General features: G+C 59.7%; 19 protein-coding genes. 6 read left to right on the forward strand and 13 right to left on the reverse strand.

Going from position 1 to position 16,407, the window contains the following annotated elements:
- From rsxD to BLU11_RS05285, 6 genes are all read right to left on the reverse strand, one after another.
- On the reverse strand, positions 1-1,068 hold the full coding sequence (rsxD, locus tag BLU11_RS05260; RefSeq protein WP_090272380.1) for an electron transport complex subunit RsxD: 1,068 nt from the start codon (positions 1,066-1,068) through the stop codon (positions 1-3).
- Positions 1,065-2,807: an electron transport complex subunit RsxC gene (rsxC, locus tag BLU11_RS05265; RefSeq protein WP_090272381.1), complete on the reverse strand. Its 1,743-nt coding sequence runs from the start codon at positions 2,805-2,807 to the stop codon at positions 1,065-1,067. The genes rsxD and rsxC overlap by 4 nt, the downstream gene beginning before the upstream one ends.
- A complete protein-coding gene (gene rsxB / locus BLU11_RS05270) occupies positions 2,807-3,388 on the reverse strand; it encodes an electron transport complex subunit RsxB (RefSeq protein WP_090272382.1) in 582 nt (193 codons plus the stop codon). Before rsxB ends, rsxC begins: the two co-directional genes overlap by 1 nt.
- A 1-nt stretch (position 3,389) precedes the next feature.
- Positions 3,390-3,974, reverse strand: coding sequence for an electron transport complex subunit RsxA (gene rsxA / locus BLU11_RS05275; protein WP_090272383.1), 585 nt, complete (start codon positions 3,972-3,974; stop codon positions 3,390-3,392).
- A 263-nt stretch (positions 3,975-4,237) separates the two neighbouring features.
- Positions 4,238-6,295, reverse strand: coding sequence for a methionine--tRNA ligase (metG, locus tag BLU11_RS05280; RefSeq protein ID WP_090272384.1), 2,058 nt, complete (start codon positions 6,293-6,295; stop codon positions 4,238-4,240).
- Between the two features lie 118 nt (positions 6,296-6,413).
- Positions 6,414-6,668, reverse strand: a complete 255-nt coding sequence (locus tag BLU11_RS05285) for a GlsB/YeaQ/YmgE family stress response membrane protein (protein ID WP_090272385.1) — start codon at positions 6,666-6,668, stop codon at positions 6,414-6,416.
- Between the two features lie 128 nt (positions 6,669-6,796).
- On the opposite strand from BLU11_RS05285, the gene BLU11_RS05290 reads away from it, so the two are divergent.
- The 5 genes from BLU11_RS05290 (at position 6,797) to BLU11_RS05310 (ending at position 9,670) form a co-directional block, all read left to right on the forward strand.
- Positions 6,797-7,105, forward strand: coding sequence for an antibiotic biosynthesis monooxygenase family protein (locus BLU11_RS05290; protein WP_090272386.1), 309 nt, complete (start codon positions 6,797-6,799; stop codon positions 7,103-7,105).
- Positions 7,106-7,188: 83 nt separating this feature from the next.
- A complete protein-coding gene (locus BLU11_RS05295; protein ID WP_090276264.1) occupies positions 7,189-7,797 on the forward strand; it encodes a LemA family protein in 609 nt (202 codons plus the stop codon).
- Positions 7,794-8,540, forward strand: a complete 747-nt coding sequence (locus BLU11_RS05300) for a TPM domain-containing protein (RefSeq protein ID WP_090272387.1) — start codon at positions 7,794-7,796, stop codon at positions 8,538-8,540. The genes BLU11_RS05295 and BLU11_RS05300 overlap by 4 nt, the downstream gene beginning before the upstream one ends.
- A 19-nt stretch (positions 8,541-8,559) precedes the next feature.
- The gene (locus BLU11_RS05305) at positions 8,560-9,177 is read left to right on the forward strand and encodes a TPM domain-containing protein (RefSeq protein ID WP_090272388.1); all 618 of its coding nucleotides are present in this window, start codon (positions 8,560-8,562) and stop codon (positions 9,175-9,177) included.
- 31 nt (positions 9,178-9,208) lie between these two features.
- A complete protein-coding gene (locus BLU11_RS05310) occupies positions 9,209-9,670 on the forward strand; it encodes a DUF2147 domain-containing protein (protein WP_197674260.1) in 462 nt (153 codons plus the stop codon).
- A gap of 9 nt (positions 9,671-9,679) precedes the next feature.
- Here BLU11_RS05310 and BLU11_RS05315 read toward each other — a convergent pair whose 3' ends face one another.
- From BLU11_RS05315 to BLU11_RS05345, 7 genes are all read right to left on the reverse strand, one after another.
- A complete protein-coding gene (locus BLU11_RS05315; RefSeq protein WP_090272389.1) occupies positions 9,680-10,831 on the reverse strand; it encodes an NnrS family protein in 1,152 nt (383 codons plus the stop codon).
- Positions 10,832-10,966: 135 nt separating this feature from the next.
- Positions 10,967-11,506 (reverse strand): anti-virulence regulator CigR family protein, encoded by a 540-nt coding sequence (locus tag BLU11_RS05320; RefSeq protein ID WP_157718562.1) that lies wholly within the window; start codon positions 11,504-11,506, stop codon positions 10,967-10,969.
- Positions 11,507-11,895: 389 nt separating this feature from the next.
- The gene (locus tag BLU11_RS05325; RefSeq protein ID WP_090272391.1) at positions 11,896-12,156 is read right to left on the reverse strand and encodes a YebG family protein; all 261 of its coding nucleotides are present in this window, start codon (positions 12,154-12,156) and stop codon (positions 11,896-11,898) included.
- A 222-nt stretch (positions 12,157-12,378) separates the two neighbouring features.
- Positions 12,379-12,825, reverse strand: coding sequence for a VOC family protein (locus tag BLU11_RS05330; protein WP_090272392.1), 447 nt, complete (start codon positions 12,823-12,825; stop codon positions 12,379-12,381).
- Positions 12,826-12,845: 20 nt separating this feature from the next.
- Positions 12,846-13,481, reverse strand: coding sequence for a DUF4142 domain-containing protein (locus BLU11_RS05335; protein WP_090272393.1), 636 nt, complete (start codon positions 13,479-13,481; stop codon positions 12,846-12,848).
- A 131-nt stretch (positions 13,482-13,612) separates the two neighbouring features.
- Positions 13,613-14,077: an META domain-containing protein gene (locus tag BLU11_RS05340; protein ID WP_090272394.1), complete on the reverse strand. Its 465-nt coding sequence runs from the start codon at positions 14,075-14,077 to the stop codon at positions 13,613-13,615.
- Between the two features lie 74 nt (positions 14,078-14,151).
- On the reverse strand, positions 14,152-15,279 hold the full coding sequence (locus BLU11_RS05345) for a mechanosensitive ion channel family protein (protein ID WP_090272395.1): 1,128 nt from the start codon (positions 15,277-15,279) through the stop codon (positions 14,152-14,154).
- A gap of 190 nt (positions 15,280-15,469) precedes the next feature.
- Here BLU11_RS05345 and BLU11_RS05350 point away from each other — a divergent pair, with 190 nt between their 5' ends.
- Positions 15,470-16,363, forward strand: coding sequence for a DMT family transporter (locus BLU11_RS05350; RefSeq protein WP_090272396.1), 894 nt, complete (start codon positions 15,470-15,472; stop codon positions 16,361-16,363).
- The last annotated feature ends 44 nt before the right edge of the window (positions 16,364-16,407 follow it).

Consider the following 16,407-nt stretch of genomic DNA (forward strand, 5'->3'; position numbering starts at 1 on the left):
TCAGTCTCCCTTGCCCAGGCCACGCTTGGCTTTGCGGTGGCCATAAGTGCGCGGGTTGGTGTAATAATCGATGGTCGGCGCGCATAGATTCATCAGCAGCACAGCAAAGGCCACCGCGTCGGGGTAGTTGCCCCACACGCGAATGACGTAAATGAGAATGCCGATACCTATGCCGAACACCAGGCGTCCGCGGTTGCTGGTGGCGCTGGAGACGGGGTCAGTGGCGATGAAGAAGGCGCCCAGCATGGTGGCGCCGCCCAGCAGATGGAACAGGGGCGAGCCATTGGAATCGGAGCCGGAGCCATTCCAGAACAACAGGCTCATCACCGCCAGTGAGCCGAGCATGCCGACCGGAGCGTGCCAGCTGTAGATGCGCTTGTACAACAGATATAGACCACCGGCCAGATAGGCCAAGGCGACCCATTCCCAGGCCTGGCCGGCCATACTGCCGAAAGCCGGCTGCGACTGCTGCAGCTCGGCCATGGTCAGCGCGCTGTTATTCTTCAGCAGGTCCAGCGCCGTGGCCGTAGTCCAGCCGTCTACCGGCAGGCTGCCGGGCGTGAATACTCGTTGCAGTCCTTCGATCAGCCCCAACGTCGGCGACAGCGCCGGCGGCACCTGTTCGATGCCACGCCAGAGCGGCCAACTGGTCATCTCCAGCGGAAAGGACACCAGCACCATGGCATAGCCGAGCATGGCCGGGTTGAAGGGGTTCTGACCCAGGCCGCCATACAGATGTTTGCCGAAGGTGATGGCAAAACCCGTGGCCACCAGCACCAGCCACCAGGGCGAGTAGGGCGGTAATGCCAGGGCCAGCAGCCAGGCGGTGACCAAGGCACTGCCATCATTCAGATAGAAGCCCACCGGGCGGCAGCGCAAGCGCAGGATCGCCGCTTCGAAAGCGATGGCGCAGGTGCTCGCCAGCAGGATATTGATCAGCGTGCCCCAGCCGAAGAACCAGGTCATCAGGGACAGGCCCGGCAGCGTTGCGCCCAGCACCTGCAGCATGATGGTCCGGGTACGATTGCTGCCCTGGGCGTGGGGTGAGCTCATGGAGGCCGAAATCATGACAGGTTCTCCTTGTCGGACATCTGTTCCTCGAAGGCTTGCTGCGCTTGATCGAAGGCCTGCTGTAATGTCGGGATTTGTGCCTGCAGGTCAACATTATCCGGGTTGGCGGCCAATTGTTTCTGCGCTCTCTGCAGTGCCATACGCGCCGTCGCGGCTGCGACTTTAAGCTGTTTCTGTTCGGCGCTCAGCGTATTGACCTTGCGCGACTGGATGCGCGCGAGGTCCGGCTCGGCAGGTTTGGTTTCGGTAGCCTGCTCTTTCGCGGCCTGGGCTTCACGAGCCGCTTTTGCACGCGCCGCCTTCTCTGCCCGCGCCTGGCGGTCCAGCTCCCGCTGCTCAGCTTCGCGCTGCAACCGTTCCTGACGTTGCTCGAAGCGTTGCCGCGACTGCTCGGCGCGGCTGTGCTGCAGATTGATGCTGCGAATCTCTGATTTGCCGGCGCGAAAGTACTGCACCAGCGGGATACTGCTGGGGCAGACGTAGGCGCAGGCGCCGCATTCAATGCAGTCGAACAGGTTCTGACGTTCGAGCTGCCCGTAGTCCTTGCCCATGGCAAACCAGTGCAGCTGCTGTGGCAGCAATTCCGCTGGGCAGGCTTCAGCGCACAGACCGCAGCGGATGCACGGCAGCGCCGGCGGCGGTGGTGGCAGTTCCTCACGGGTGCCGGCCAGCAGGCAGTTGCTGGTCTTGATGATCGGCGCGGCGCTGTCGAGTAGGGTAAAGCCCATCATCGGACCGCCCATTACCAGCCGATGCAGTTGTTCCTGCCGCAAACCGGCGAATGCCAGAAGATCCTGTATTGGCGTGCCAATGAGCGCTTCGACGTTGCCTGGGCGTGCCAGCGCATCGCCGGTCAGGGTAGTAATACGGCTGATCAGGGGTTTGCCCAGCATTATGGCGTCGTGGACCGCCAGGGCGGTACCGATGTTCTGGCAGAGAATGCCGATATCAGCCGGTAGGCCACCACTGGGCACTTCCTTGCCGGTGAGGATCTGGATCAGCTGTTTTTCGCCGCCGGAGGGATACTTGGTGGGCAATACCACCACGGTCATTGGCCGTTCACCCACCGCCTCGCGCATGGCGGCGATCGCCTGGGGCTTGTTGTCCTCAATGCCGATCAGGACCTGATCCGGCTTGAGAATGTGCATCAGCACTTCTATCCCGGACACGATCTGCGGCGCCCGGTGACGCATGCTCATGTCATCGGCAGTGATGTAGGGTTCGCATTCGGTGCCGTTGATGATCAGGGTGTCGATCTGGTGGTCAGGGCGTGAGGTCAGTTTGGCCGCAGTCGGAAAACCTGCGCCGCCCATGCCGCTGATGCCCGCGTCACGAATACGTTCCAGCAGGTCGAGCGGTTGCAGACTGTGAAAGTCAGCCACCGGATGCAGTTCGGTCCATTGATCCTCACCGTCGCATTCCAGGGTGATGGCCAGCTCGGCCAGGCCCGAAGCATGAGGGTAGGGCGCGGGCTCGATGGCACTGATGATGCCAGAACTGGGCGCATGCAGCGGGCAGCTGAGCGGGCCATTGGCCTCGGCAATCAGCTGACCCTTGAGCACCCGTTTGCCAACCTGTACTACCGGCACAGCGCGATTGCCTATGTGCTGCAGCAGCGGCAGTATCAGGCGGCTGGGCAGTGGCATCAGTTCCAGGCCACGACCAGTGGATTGGCGCTTGTTTTCCGGTGGGTGGATGCCGCCGGGAAATTCCCAGATACGCGATTGGGTGGGCATCAGGCGGCTCCTCGCTGGGCGTCGGTGGCAATCAATTGATGCGGTGGGCGTGGTAGGTCCCAGCTCCAGGTCTGTGGGGTGACGGGAACAGCCAGCATATCGATACAGTCCACGGGGCAGGGCTCCACGCACAGATCGCAGCCTGTGCATTCATCAACGATAACGGTGTGCATATGCTTGGCCGAACCCAGGATCGCATCTACCGGACAGGCTTGAATGCATTTGGTGCAACCGATGCATTCATCCTCGCGGATATAGGCCACTGTGCGCGGCTTTTCCTCACCGTGTTCGCCATCCAGCGGCAAGGCTTCCACATCCAGCAGATCGGCCAGTGCCTGGATGGTGGTTTCGCCACCTGGCGGGCACTTGTTGATCGGCTCGCCGTTGGCGATGGCTTCGGCGTAGGGCTTGCAACCGGGGTGTCCGCATTGCCCGCACTGGGTCTGCGGTAGCAGAGCGTTGATCTGCTCAATGATGGGGTCGCCCTCGACCCGGAAACGGATCGCGGCATACCCCAGCAGCGCGCCGAAGATCAGCGCCAGTACCAGCAGAATGCCTACTGCAGTAAGGACGATAGTCATGTCAGATCCTGATCAGCCCGGTAAAGCCCATGAACGCCAGGGACATCAAGCCGGCGGTGATCATGCCGATGGCCGCGCCACGGAAGGGGGCAGGCACGTCAGCAATGGCCAGCCGCTCGCGCAGGCCGGCAAACAGGATCAATACCATGGAAAACCCCAGCGCAGCGCCCAGGCCGAAGGTGGCGGCCTTGAGGAAGGTCTGCTCGGTACGGTTGGTGTTCAGCAAGGCGACGCCCAACACCGCGCAGTTGGTGGTGATCAGTGGCAGAAAGATGCCCAGTACCCGGTACAGCAGCGGGCTGGTCTTGTGCACCACCATTTCGGTGAACTGCACCACCACAGCGATTACGAGGATAAAGGAAATGGTCCGCAGAAATTCCAGCTCGAAGGGCACCAGGATGTACTGGTAGGTCAGGTAGCTGAGAATCGAGGCAAGAGTCAGCACGAAAGTAGTGGCCATGGACATGCCGATGGCGGTCTCCAGCTTGCCGGACACGCCCATGAATGGGCACAGGCCGAGGAACTGCACCAGGACGAAGTTGTTCACCAGGATGGTGCTGAGCAGGATCAGGATGAATTCAGTCATGGTTGGTCTCGTTGGTGCTGGGGCTCATTTTTGGTTTCCTCTGCCGGGCTCCCTTTCTTTGGGTTCCCCCATCCCCGCTCCGTGCCCCGGCCCTTCGCGGAGCTCAGGCGGGCGAGAGGAGAGGGAGTTAGTCCCTGCAGTTAAGCAGCTCTGCATGTTCCAGCATGCCTCACGGCAGCAGAAGAATAGAAGAACACCAGAACGCAGTTACTTCCCCTCTCCCTCGCAGAAGAGGGGGAGCCAGGAGGGGGAGGAGCAGCCTGTCAGCTCACCCGCTGCCCCGGCTTGGCCCCGGCATCCGGGCTCAACAGATAAATCTCTTCCCCGCCAGGCCCCGCCGCCAGCACCATCCCCTCGGACACGCCGAACTTCATCTTGCGCGCCGCCAGGTTGGCCACATACAGCGTCAACCGGCCTTCCAGCTTGCTCGGGTCAGGATAAGCACTCTTGATGCCGGAGAACACGTTGCGCGTAGCATCGCCGATGTTCAGCGTCAGACGCAGCAGTTTGTCCGCGCCCTCGACGAATTCGGCCTTCTCGATCAATGCGATACGCAGGTCGACGGCGGCGAAGGTGTTGAAGTCGATTTCTTTTGCCAACGGGTCCTTCTCCAGCTCGCCATTGCCGGCCGGTGCAGCGCCGGTATCGGTGGCGGCTGCGGCCAGGTCTTCCTTGGACGACTCGATCATGGCCTCGATCTTGGCTGGTTCAATACGGGTCAGCAGCGGTTTGAATGCGTTCAGCTGGTGATCGCTCAGCATGCTGCCCAGATCACTCCAGCACAGCGGCTCTACATTCAGGAAAGCTTCGGCGTCGGCGGCCAGGGTCGGCAGCACCGGCTTGAGCAGGACGACCAACTGGCGGAACAGGTTGATGCCCAGCGAGCAGATCGCCTGGACCTCGTCCTGCTTGCCTTCCTGCTTGTTCAGCGCCCAGGGCGCCATGTCGGCAATCCAGGCATTGGCCTTGTCAGCCAGGGCCATGATTTCGCGCATGGCACGGGAGAAGTCGCGTTTCTCGTAGGCTTCGGCAATGGAGGGCGTGGCACTGATAAAGGCATCAGTCAGTTCAGGCGCCGGGTTGGCGGCGACCATCACGCCGGCGTTGCCCTTGTGAATGAAGCCCGCGCACCGGCTGGCGATGTTGACCACCTTGCCGACCAGGTCGGAGTTGACCTTCTGCACGAAGTCTTCCAGGTTCAGGTCCAGGTCTTCGACGCCGCGGCCCAGCTTGGCAGCGTAGTAGTAGCGCAGGTATTCCGGCGACAGATGATCCAGATAGGTGCGCGCCTTGATGAAGGTGCCGCGGGATTTGGACATCTTCTGACCATTGACGGTGAGATAGCCGTGCACGTTGACTGCAGTCGGCTTGCGGAAGCCGGCACCTTCGAGCATGGCGGGCCAGAACAGCGTATGGAAGTTGATGATGTCCTTGCCGATGAAGTGATACAGCTCGGCGGTGGAATCCTTGTCCCAGAAGGCATCGAAATCCAGGTCCGGGCGACGGGCGCAGAGGTTCTTGAAGCTGGCCATATAGCCAACCGGCGCATCCAGCCAGACGTAGAAGTACTTGCCCGGCTCACCGGGGATCTCGAAGCCGAAGTAGGGCGCATCACGGCTGATGTCCCACTCCTGCAGGCCCGAGTCCAGCCATTCGGCGATCTTGTTGGCCACGGCGTCCTGCAGCGTGCCGCTGCGGGTCCATTTCTTCAGCATGTCCTGGAAGTCAGGCAGCGCGAAGAAGAAGTGCTTGGATTCCCTCAGCACCGGCGTGGCGCCGGAGATGGCCGAGCGTGGGTCTTTCAGCTCGGTGGGCTCGTAGGTGGCGCCGCACTTCTCGCAGTTGTCACCGTACTGGTCCTCGGCGGCGCACTTGGGGCAGGTGCCCTTGATGAAACGGTCCGCCAGAAACATGCCCTTTTCCGGGTCGAAATACTGGGTGACCGAACGGGTGTTGATATGGCCGGCAGCCTTGAGTTTTCCGTAGATCAGCTCGGACAGCTCGCGGTTTTCTTCGGAGTGGGTCGAATGATAGTTGTCGAAATCCACCAGGAAGTCGGCGAAATCGGCGGTGTGCTCAGCCTTGACGTTGTCGATCAACTGTTCCGGGGTGATGCCTTCCTTCTCGGCACGCAACATGATCGCCGAGCCATGGGCATCATCAGCGCAGACATACACGCACTGGTTGCCGCGCAGCTTCTGAAAGCGCACCCAGATATCGGTCTGAATGTACTCCAGCATATGCCCCAGATGGATCGAACCGTTGGCATAGGGCAGGGCGCTGGTAACGAGGATCTGGCGGGAATTGGCGTTGCTGGACATGGGTGCTCGGCTTCTGTTGGGTAAACGGGTCAAAGCCGGCAATTGTACCTGTTTGGGGGGAGGAGGTCATCAGGCTGAAGAGAAGGAAGCAGACCCCGGTGTACCGGGGCCTGTAGACTCAGGCTTTCTTGAAAATGCCCAGGGCTCTGAGAATGAAGATGAGCAGCACTGCGCCGGCTATCGAGATGATGAAGCGTATGATGACGCCGCCTTCGGCAAAGCCGATCAGCCCGGCGATCCAGAAACCCAGCATGGAACCGACAATACCGACGATAACGTTGGCAATCAGGCCCATCTGCTCGTTGGTCTTCATGATGATGCTCGCCAGCCAGCCGACGATGCCACCGATTATCAGAGATACGATCCAGCTCATGTCAGTTCCTCTTCTCGCTAATGATGTCTGTAGAAGTAAAGCAGACAAGTCCAGGACTTGCTGGCAATCCTCGGCAGTTTCACCGCTTCTTGCCTAGACTGCTTGGTGAAAACCAAGAGGAGGCATGCATGAAATACCTGTTCGAGGTGCATATCAAGCAAGGCCATCGCGCGGAGGAGTATGCGGATGCCTGGGTGCGAGCTAGTGAAATAATCCAGGCTGCTCCGGGCGCGCGCGGTACCGAGTTGCATCGCAAGATCGGTGATCCGAATGTGTTGATCGCGATCGCCAGCTGGGACAGCAAGGAACAGCGCGACGCCATGGAAGGGCAGCATGATCCGACAGTGGCGGCGATCATCCAGAGCGCGGCGCCATTCTGTGAAATTCATCCGATTGGAGAATTCCATGATCCCGAGTGGGTGGTGACGCCGAGTTGAACACCGCTTTGACAGCGATCCCTGAACTCTGCGACGGTGGGAAGGTCGTTTGTACCAACAGCATTCAACGGATGAGACATATCATGCCCATGCAGAAATATCGACTTACCTGGCAACTGGCATTCCTGATTCTGATGGGGAGTCTGCTTTCAGGCTGCGGCATCAACAACATTCCCAGCTATGACGAACAGGTCAAGTCGGCCTGGGCCCAGGTGGAGAACCAGTATCAGCGGCGCGCCGACCTGATTCCCAATCTGGTGGAAACCGTAAAGGGCTTCGCCCGCCAGGAACAGGAGACACTGACGGCGGTTGTCGAGGCGCGGGCGCGGGCGACGTCGATCCAGATATCAGCGGACGATCTGGATGATCCTGTCAAGATGCAGGCCTTCGAGCAGGCCCAGGCACAACTGACTGGCGCGCTGAGCCGTTTGATGGCGGTGTCCGAACGCTATCCTGATCTGAAGTCCAACCAGAACTTCCTCGCGTTGCAATCGCAGTTGGAAGGCACTGAGAACCGTATCGCCGTGGCCCGTCGCGATTACATCGCCGCGGTGCAGCAATACAACACCGAGATCCGTACCTTTCCTGGTCGTATCTGGCATAGCCTGATGTACAGCGATATGCCGATCCGGGAGAACTTCGAGGCCACTACGGAAAACGCCGAGCAGGCGCCGCAGGTGCAATTCGAATGAGAATGATCCGGCTATTGGCGCTGGGATTGGTCTGCTGGACGGCGGGTTCGTCGGCACAGCAAGCCCCCGCTGAGCTTGCCTTGCCGCAGCTGACCGGCCGGGTAGTCGACCAGGCGGAACTGCTCAGCGCACCAGTTGAAGCGCAATTGACGCAGATGCTGGCGGGGCACGAACAGGCGACCACTGAGCAGGTGGTGGTGGTTACCGTTCCCGACCTGCAAGGGCGGAGCATCGAGGAGTTCGGTGTTCAATTGGGCCGCGAATGGGGTATCGGGCAGCAGGATGAGGATAACGGCGCGTTGCTGATTGTCTCGCGGGACGACCGGCGTATGCGTATCGAAGTCGGTTACGGGCTTGAAGGACGGCTGACCGACGCCCAGTCTTCGATCATCATCAACCAGATCCTTGCTCCGGCGTTTCGCCAGGGGGATTTCGAAGGCGGTATCATTGCCGGGACCGAGGCGATGATCCAGGTGCTCGGCGGCGACCCGTTGCGCTCTGCCAGCGCCGCTGCGGCCGGCGAGCGGCCGCCGGCACCCTTGGTGGGCGGTCTGACCTTCTTCTTCATGATCATTCTGTTTCTCATCGGCGGTGGCCGAGGCGGCCGCGGGCGCTTTGGCCGCGCGGTGCTGGCTGGTGCCTTGCTCGGTGGTATGGGCCGTGGCGGCGGCATGGGCGGCGGAGGTGGTTTCGGTGGCGGTGGCGGCGGCTTCGGTGGCGGCGGCGCGTCGGGTGGCTGGTAATGCAGACAAGGGATGAGCAATGACACTTCTTACCCAGGATGAGCAACAACAGGTCGCCGAGGCCATCGATCGCATCGAGCGGCATACCGATGCCGAGGTGGTGACGGTGTTGGCCGCGCAGGCGGACGACTATCACTATATTCCTTTGCTGTGGGCCGGGCTCGCGGCGTTGCTGCTGCCCGGTATCGTACTGGTGTTGACGGGCTGGCTGAGTAGCGGCGAGCTGTTACTGGCCCAGTGGTTGACCTTCATCGTGCTGGCGCTGCTGTTTCGTATGCCGAAGATCACCACGCGGTTGATTCCGCGCTCGGTGAGACATTGGCGCGCCGGCAATCTGGCTCACCGGCAATTTGTGCAGTTGGGCTTGCATCACACCAGCGGCGAGACGGGCATGTTGATCTTCGTTTCCGAAGCTGAACGCTATGTCGAAATCATGGTGGATAGGGGCATTTCCCAGCGTATCGATGACAGCACCTGGGAGTCGATCGTTGCCGATTTCACCTCGCATGTACGCGAGGGGAAGACGCTGGAGGGTTTTCTGGCCTGTATCGACGCCTGTGGTGAGGAGCTCAAGCGGGTGTTGCCTGCCACCCATGAACGCAACGAGCTGCCCAACCGCTTGGTAATCTTGTCGTAGAATGACTGTTCGACAGAAAGGGAATCGTTTAATGAAAGGTCTACAGCAAATTCTGGGAGTGTTCGTTTTGATGGCCGGAGCGCTGGGTTCAACCCAGGTACTGGCGCAGCCGGTTGGGCTATGGAACACCGAAGATAATCAGGGGCAGGTGGAAGTCAGCCCCTGCGGCGATAAACTCTGCGGTGAACTGGTGTGGCTGGCCGAACCCATGGATAACGATGGCCAGCCCAAACTCGACCAGCACAACCCTGATGAAACCCTGCGCAGCCGCCCGGTGCAGGGCCTGCGTATTCTCTGGGACATGCAGCCGGCAGGCGATGGCAAGACATGGGAAAACGGCAAGGCCTACGACCCGGAGAGCGGCAAGACCTATCAGGGCAAAATAACCCTCGATGGGCAGGACGTGCTCAAGTTACGCGGCTTCGTTGGCGCCCCTATTTTCGGTCGCACTTCCACCTGGACTCGCACCGACAGTCCCAGCGCGGCGCAATGAGCTGACCTTTTAGATTCGACGGGCCAGAATGAGCATCTTCACCGTCAAGGCCAGATAGGCCAGTGCCCAGCTAGCTGCGGACAGGCTCAGCAGCCACGGCTGGGCAAAGACCGTCGGGCCGCTGAAATAGCGCGCCACGGCGGCAATGGCGATCAGGGCCGTAATGCTCCATACCCAACCGGTGCTCGGTGGCGTTTTGCTGCTGCGTTGAAAATACAGCCGTAGCATCACGCCGGCAGACAGCGTGCCCAGCCCGCCGATGGTGACCAGATGCAATGCCGGCGCCATTGCGCTCTGATCGAAGAAGGCCACGCCGCTGGCGATGCTGCCCAGTGCCAGCCAGGCATAACCGATACCGAAAGCCAACAGATCGGGGCGATCAGCGCAGTGCCACAACTCCCAGCGCAGACAACGGACCGCCAACACCCCGCCAGCGGCAATCAGGCAAAGACCGGACCAGCGATAGCTGAAAGTGCCGCTCAAGCCGGGCAGCAGCAAGGGCACAATGGCCAGCCCCAGCAGAATAATCAATGCCGATTCTATATGCGGCTGCAGGCGCGCCTTGGGCTCCAGTCCCTTGCGCTCCAGGGTAACGGCCGCCGCGGGGGCGATAATGCGCCCGCCCATGAACATCATCAGCAGCAATAGACAGAGTACACCGGCGTGGAGCAGGCGACTGGCGTCCAGCTGGAGACTGGGCGCCAGGTCGGGGAAGTAACGCCAGGCGACCCGCAGCCCAAGCCAAGCGAGGGGAAGCAGACAGACCGTCAGAATCAATGGTCCGGTGATCTTGTTGCGCCACTTCTTCGCCGCATTGAAACGGGGCACCACATGCCAGGCCAGGAGCAGGGCGAAGGCCGGGGAAAGCAACAATGCGAGCCAGCTATCCGGTAGCAGCAACCAGCTGAAGCGCGCGACCAGCCACAAACCGATCAGCGGATAAAGCACCTGCCGCAGCTGATTACCCAGCGTATAGCCGGCGATCAGCGCCAGGGCGAAACCGAAAATCAGCTCATGCCCATGCCCACTACCCAGCAACCCCGGCGGCCAGCCGCTGCCAGACAGCACAGCCCAGACCGACAGTGGCACGACGCTGGCGGCTAACAGACCGGCAAGGGGAAAGAACAGCAGGAAGGCAGGGCGTTTGGCTGGGGCTTTCATCTTGTTCCAGAGATACGAAGGTGGCGCCCGATGTTAGAAGCTGTCACCACCTCATCGCAAGTCCAAGAGCTTCGTGACAAGAGCTCAGAATTTCCACGGTTTCTGGGCTTTCGCTATCTCAAGTGGTTTCTCGGCTCAATTGAGCACATTCTCCATTATGGTGTAGATCAGCCCGGTGGTAACGGCTACCAGTACCAGATTGCTACCCGCCCGGTGCCATTCATAACCGGGATAGTGCGGCAAGTGCCGCAGATGTTGATGCGGCAGGCGTTGGCTCCAGCCATGGGGTATCGGGCGGCCGGTAATCAGGCGGGCGCGGGGCGGCAGGGCTGGGCCGCGGCCGATGTGGTGGCGGTTCTGGTAAATCTGCCGACGCAGCTGACCCCGGTCGGGCGCCCGATATTGGTGGCGTTGCTGGTAGATCTGCCGATGATCGGGCGGTACGGCATGGTCCCGCGGCCGGTAGCCTGAGCCGGGATGCTGTTGACCGTAGCGGTTGTGATCACGTCCCAGGTTCTGCTGACGGTGATGGTCGCGTTGCTGCTGATGCTGTTTGAAAGCCTTGCGATGCTCGTGGGATTTGCCCGGCGCATAGGGGCCCGGAGCGGCCTGGGCCAAGGAGCCCAGCAATGCCGCTGCGGCGAAGAGGCTGATGACAAGGTGGCGTAATCTCATGGCGGTACCCTCATTCTGATAATGCTTAGAGCAGCTCCGGTGCCTGGAATTCCTAGCCTGAGCAAAATCAGCATATGGCATTGCGGAGCAGAGAGGCCCTTTGTAAAGACGTTTTTACTCGCCTTTACGCAAAGCAGATATTGGAGCCGCTACTTGTAATCACATCGATAGACTCGATTGATTTCATTTATTGCTGAGAGAGGATCAGCATGGCGCTATCAATTCAGTTCAATGGAGCGTTAGACGATGGATGCCCTTAAGCGAATTTTCATGAGTGTGCGTATCAAACCGCAGGCCGCGGTGGTTGAAAATCATCCCAACTTCTGGATGTATCATCAATAAGACTGGCCGAGTATTCCCATGCGGGAATAGCGGTGGAAAAGCCGGCATCAAGCCGGCTCTTCTTCCAGCAATGCGGCGAGGACATCCGGCGAGCTCTTGAACGCTTTGGCGAACAGGTCGCGTTGCCTGGCCATGTAGATTCCCGCTTCTTCCGATTGCGCCTCGGTGATTGACGGTACCGCTTTGCGCAGGACATCACTCAGGACTTCAGCCAGTTCCAGCATCTTGTCGTGACGATCGGCTTCGGCTTTATCCATGAACAGGCGCTCCGGGTCTCTGCTGCTGCGATAGACTATTTCAACGGCCATTTTTACCCCTGGCTTGAATGTGATTCGTTGGGCTGGCAGCGACATCTGTCGCTCGGCGGTCGATAGTATACTGGGTTTTTATACAGTTTTGGGTTTTGATAGCGGCAGATATTGGATGAGGGGCGGATCGGCCAGGTATGCAACCGCAGGTTTGAGGCTATGTTCGGTCTGGCTAGCGGTCTTCCGGTCAGGGTGCGCCGGGTGTGAGCCGGCGCGCGGAGGTCACTTCCAGTCGTCCGGCTCAATGTAGCAGCTGGTGATAACCCAGCCGATGCCGAACCGGTCCGTGAGCATGCCAAAGCCTTTGGCCCAGAAACTCGGACCGAAGGGCATGTGTGTGGTACCGCCATCGGACAAGCGATTGTAAGCCTGTTCCGCGGTCAATACATCGTCATAATACAGTTGAACGAATACGCCCTGGGCCGGCTGATAGGTGCCCGGCGGTGCATCGGACCCCATGATCACCTGATTGGCCACGGTAACTTCGCCATGCATGATCTGATCCAACCATTCTTCTGGAACGCCGGTGCCTTCCGGTGCATCGCGGTGAGTATGCAGCTCGCTCAAGGTGCCGCCCAATTCCTGAGCGTAGAATTGCAGGGCATCCCGGCAGCTACCGGGGAAGGTAAGATATATTGCCAGGCTGGCAGGTGTTTTTGCTTGGCTCATGAGGTTGTCCTTTTGGTGGCTCAGTGATGAGGATTGGTGGCGTCGCCGCGGTTCTGTTGGGGGCTGCCGCTGCTCAGGCCGGATTCATTGGCGCTGACTTCTGCAGTTGCTGCAGCATCGGCGGCTGTCGCCGGCGCCAGATCTGCGTTGACGGTGTCTGCCAGTCGCTCGGCCATGGCGAGATGATGTTCCATTTCTCTGAGCGCTTTTCTGACGAAGTTGCTGACATCGAAATCGTCGATGCGAACCCCGCGTCGGTACAGGCTGATAGCCTTGCGGTGAGCGGTAATCTGGTGTTCGGCGTAGGCCAGATCGAATGACTGCACTGCCTTCAGGTTCAAAAGGGTATTTCGGGCTTTGGGGGCGAGAGCATCCTCTCCGGCTACCTGATAACCGCGGCTGGCGGCCAGCTGCTGGAGTTCGCGATTGATCGCCATATGGTCCTCAATCATCTTCTGGGCGAAGTTCTTGACCTTGTCGTTGCGGGTTCTTTCCTGCGCCAGGCGCGCAGCCTCTATTATCCCCAGGCTCTGCAACATGGCATCGTCGATGAACATGACAGGCACCGAATGGTGGCCGCCGGAGAATTTCCGGTACAAGACCGTAGCGGCGCCGACGGCCAACAGGCCACAGGTGAGATTGCGCAATGTGCTCATGAATCCTCCGCAATAGTGAATCAGTCATTGAATGCATTTGTCGGGCATCAATTACTGTGATGGGAGGCAGTTCCGGGAGTTCAGGTGGGCGGATGAGTGGTTGGGCAGACTGAACGCCTGCCCGGTCGGGATTAACGGTCGGTTGTATCGGCACTGGGGTGGAAGATCATTACGCCCGCGTTATTGCGCAATATCAGCTGGGAGGCATTGTCATCAATCTCCATCTCCAGAGGCTGTTGCAGGCGCTTCTTGATGGCATCCTCGCGTGCCATCAATACCGGCTCACAGGCCATCATGGTCTGCATCAGATTGCCCACCTTGAGTGTGTCGCCTTCGACCTGATAATCCCCGCCCATGCCATTGCAGGCATTGCTGATCCCCATGCGGTCCGGATGAAAGCTCAGCGCAATCGGCGCCCTGTCACCACCTGTAAGAGCCGTGTCGGGCTTGCCATCGGCATCAGTGGCGGATGCCAGTAGCCAAGTGTGATGAATGAGTTCGTCTACGGAAACAGAGGAGTTTGTGCTGGCGCAGCCTCCGAGCATCAGACTGAATGCGAGAGCGGCTGGCAACAGGTGGCGAATGGTAGCGGACATGGTATCTCCAGAAAACGGGGTCGCGTTTATACTGCCTGATCCCGTTGTTATCGTCGAGTCTCGCAACGGCTGTGTCAGCTGCCGGAAGGGACACCACCGTAAGGAGTTTCATTGGCAGACGCCCCATTCTGAGGCACGCCGGCGACCTTGATCTCCGGCAAAGTACCACCGGCCAACTCGACACGGCGTATGGGAAAGGCGAACTGCACCTCCATATCGCGCAAGGTTTCCATCAACTGCAGATTGATCTCCTGCTGTATGTCCATGTACCGGTTGTAGTCGGAGGTCTGTACTATGTGCACGACTTCGAAGGTCAGCCGGCTTTCCTCGAAGGCGAAAAGATGAGCTCGATCAAACCGCGTCTGGTCGGTAGCGTCGATGATCCGTTTGACCTGAGCGCTGATCTCCCGCACCTTTTCCACCGGTGTCTGATAACTGATGCCGAAGGTGAAGACGATCCGCCGGGTGTTCATGCGCTTGTAGTTATGCACGATCTGGCTCAGCAGGTCGGCGTTGGCAATGACTATCTGCTCGCCACTCAGCGAGCGGATGCGGGTGGTTTTCAGGCCAATGTGTTCGATATTGCCCGCGACGTCGCCGAATACCACGAAGTCGCCGATCTCAAAGGGCTTGTCGATGCCGATGGACATGGAGGCAAACATGTCGCTGAGCAGGGTCTGCACGGCCAGGGCGATGGCGATACCGCCTACCCCGAGGCTGGCGATCATGGCGGTGATGTCCACGCCCAGGTTGGCCAGGATCGACAACAGCATCATGGTCCAGATCACGATCCGCATGATGATGCCCAGTAGAGTCGTGGTCACCAGATTGCGCGCCTTGCCGTCACGCGTCAGGCTGTCGGTCCAGAGTCTGACGGCATGATCCAGCCAGAGTGCGATCTGGAAGGCCAGAGCAACGAACCAGCCGTGGGACATGGCCGATTCCCAGCGGGGTGACAGCTCGACCGTCTTCAGACCTATCATCAGGGCGAAGGCGAAGATCAATAGCTGACTGGTTGAGCTCAACAGCTCCGAGGCGAAGTGGAAAGCGCGGCCATGGGATACCTTGTCGCGCTGGGCCAGTTGCCGGCTGACTACTCGCAGAATGACAGATAGAAGCAGATAGGTGGCAAGGGTAACAACAACCAGGGTTCCCAGTTGCAGCCAGAGTGAGCGGTCGGTGAGAACGTCCCAGTAGGGCATGTTGAATCTCCAGTCAGTGGTTCGGCCAGTTGTTCCCCAGCCGATCAAGTCTCCTATTTCTGTCGTTGACGAGACTGATTAGTTCCGGCAGTTTCTATCCGCGGCCGCCGCTGTCCGGTCCGTTTTTGACGCTCTATTTCAATGCCTCGGCTTCTATGCGGAGGGAAAACCAGCCTTTTCGAGACTTTCGATGAACGCCATTCTGTATGCGGCAACCGTTCTGATCTGGGGTACCACATGGATCGCCATCAGCATGCAGACGGGGACTGTCCCGGTGCTGGTGTCGGTGTTCTACCGCTTTGCCATCGCGGCTGCCCTCATGCTGCTGGTGCTCAGGGTGAGTGGCCGGTTGCAGAAACTGGGTCGCAGCGATCATCTGTTCTGCCTGTTGCAGGGCATGTGCGTGTTCGGCTTCAACTTTGTCTGCTTCTACACCGCCAATGCCTATATCAACAGCGGCCTGGAGTCGGTGCTGTTCTCGCTGGCGATCCTGTTCAATGCACTGAATGGCGTGCTGTTCTTTGGCAAGCGCATTACCCTGCGGCTGATGCTGGCAAACCTGCTGGGGTTCGCCGGCATCGTCAGTCTGTTCTGGCACGATCTCATTGACGGTCAGATGTCCAGCGGCACCCTGCTGGGGATCGGCTTGAGCATGCTCGGCACCTATGGTTTTTCCCTGGGCAATATGGTTAGCGTGCGATTTCAGCTGCGCAAGCTGGATCTGCTGACAACCAACGCCTGGGCCATGGGCTACGGTGCGCTGACCATGCTGGTGTTGGCGCTTGTTACCGGGGCCTCCTTTGCCATCGAACCGACTGCGGCCTATATCGGTTCGCTGCTGTATCTGGCGCTGATCGGTTCGATCATCGGCTTTGCCTCCTACTTCTCGCTGATCGGTCGCATCGGTGCCGGCCCGGCGGCCTATACCACGGTGATGTTTCCGCTGATTGCACTGGGTATGTCGACGCTGTTCGAGGGTTATCAGTGGACGGGCGCAGCGGTAGTCGGTCTGGTGCTGATTCTGCTGGGCAATGTGGTGATGTTCTATCAGCCGCGAGCGGCTGCGGTGCCCGGCGAGAGTTGAACTCGACCGGGGTGAGTCAGATGTTCGCGGGAATGCAATAAAGC

This window comes from Halopseudomonas litoralis (genome assembly GCF_900105005.1).
Classification (GTDB): domain Bacteria; phylum Pseudomonadota; class Gammaproteobacteria; order Pseudomonadales; family Pseudomonadaceae; genus Halopseudomonas; species Halopseudomonas litoralis.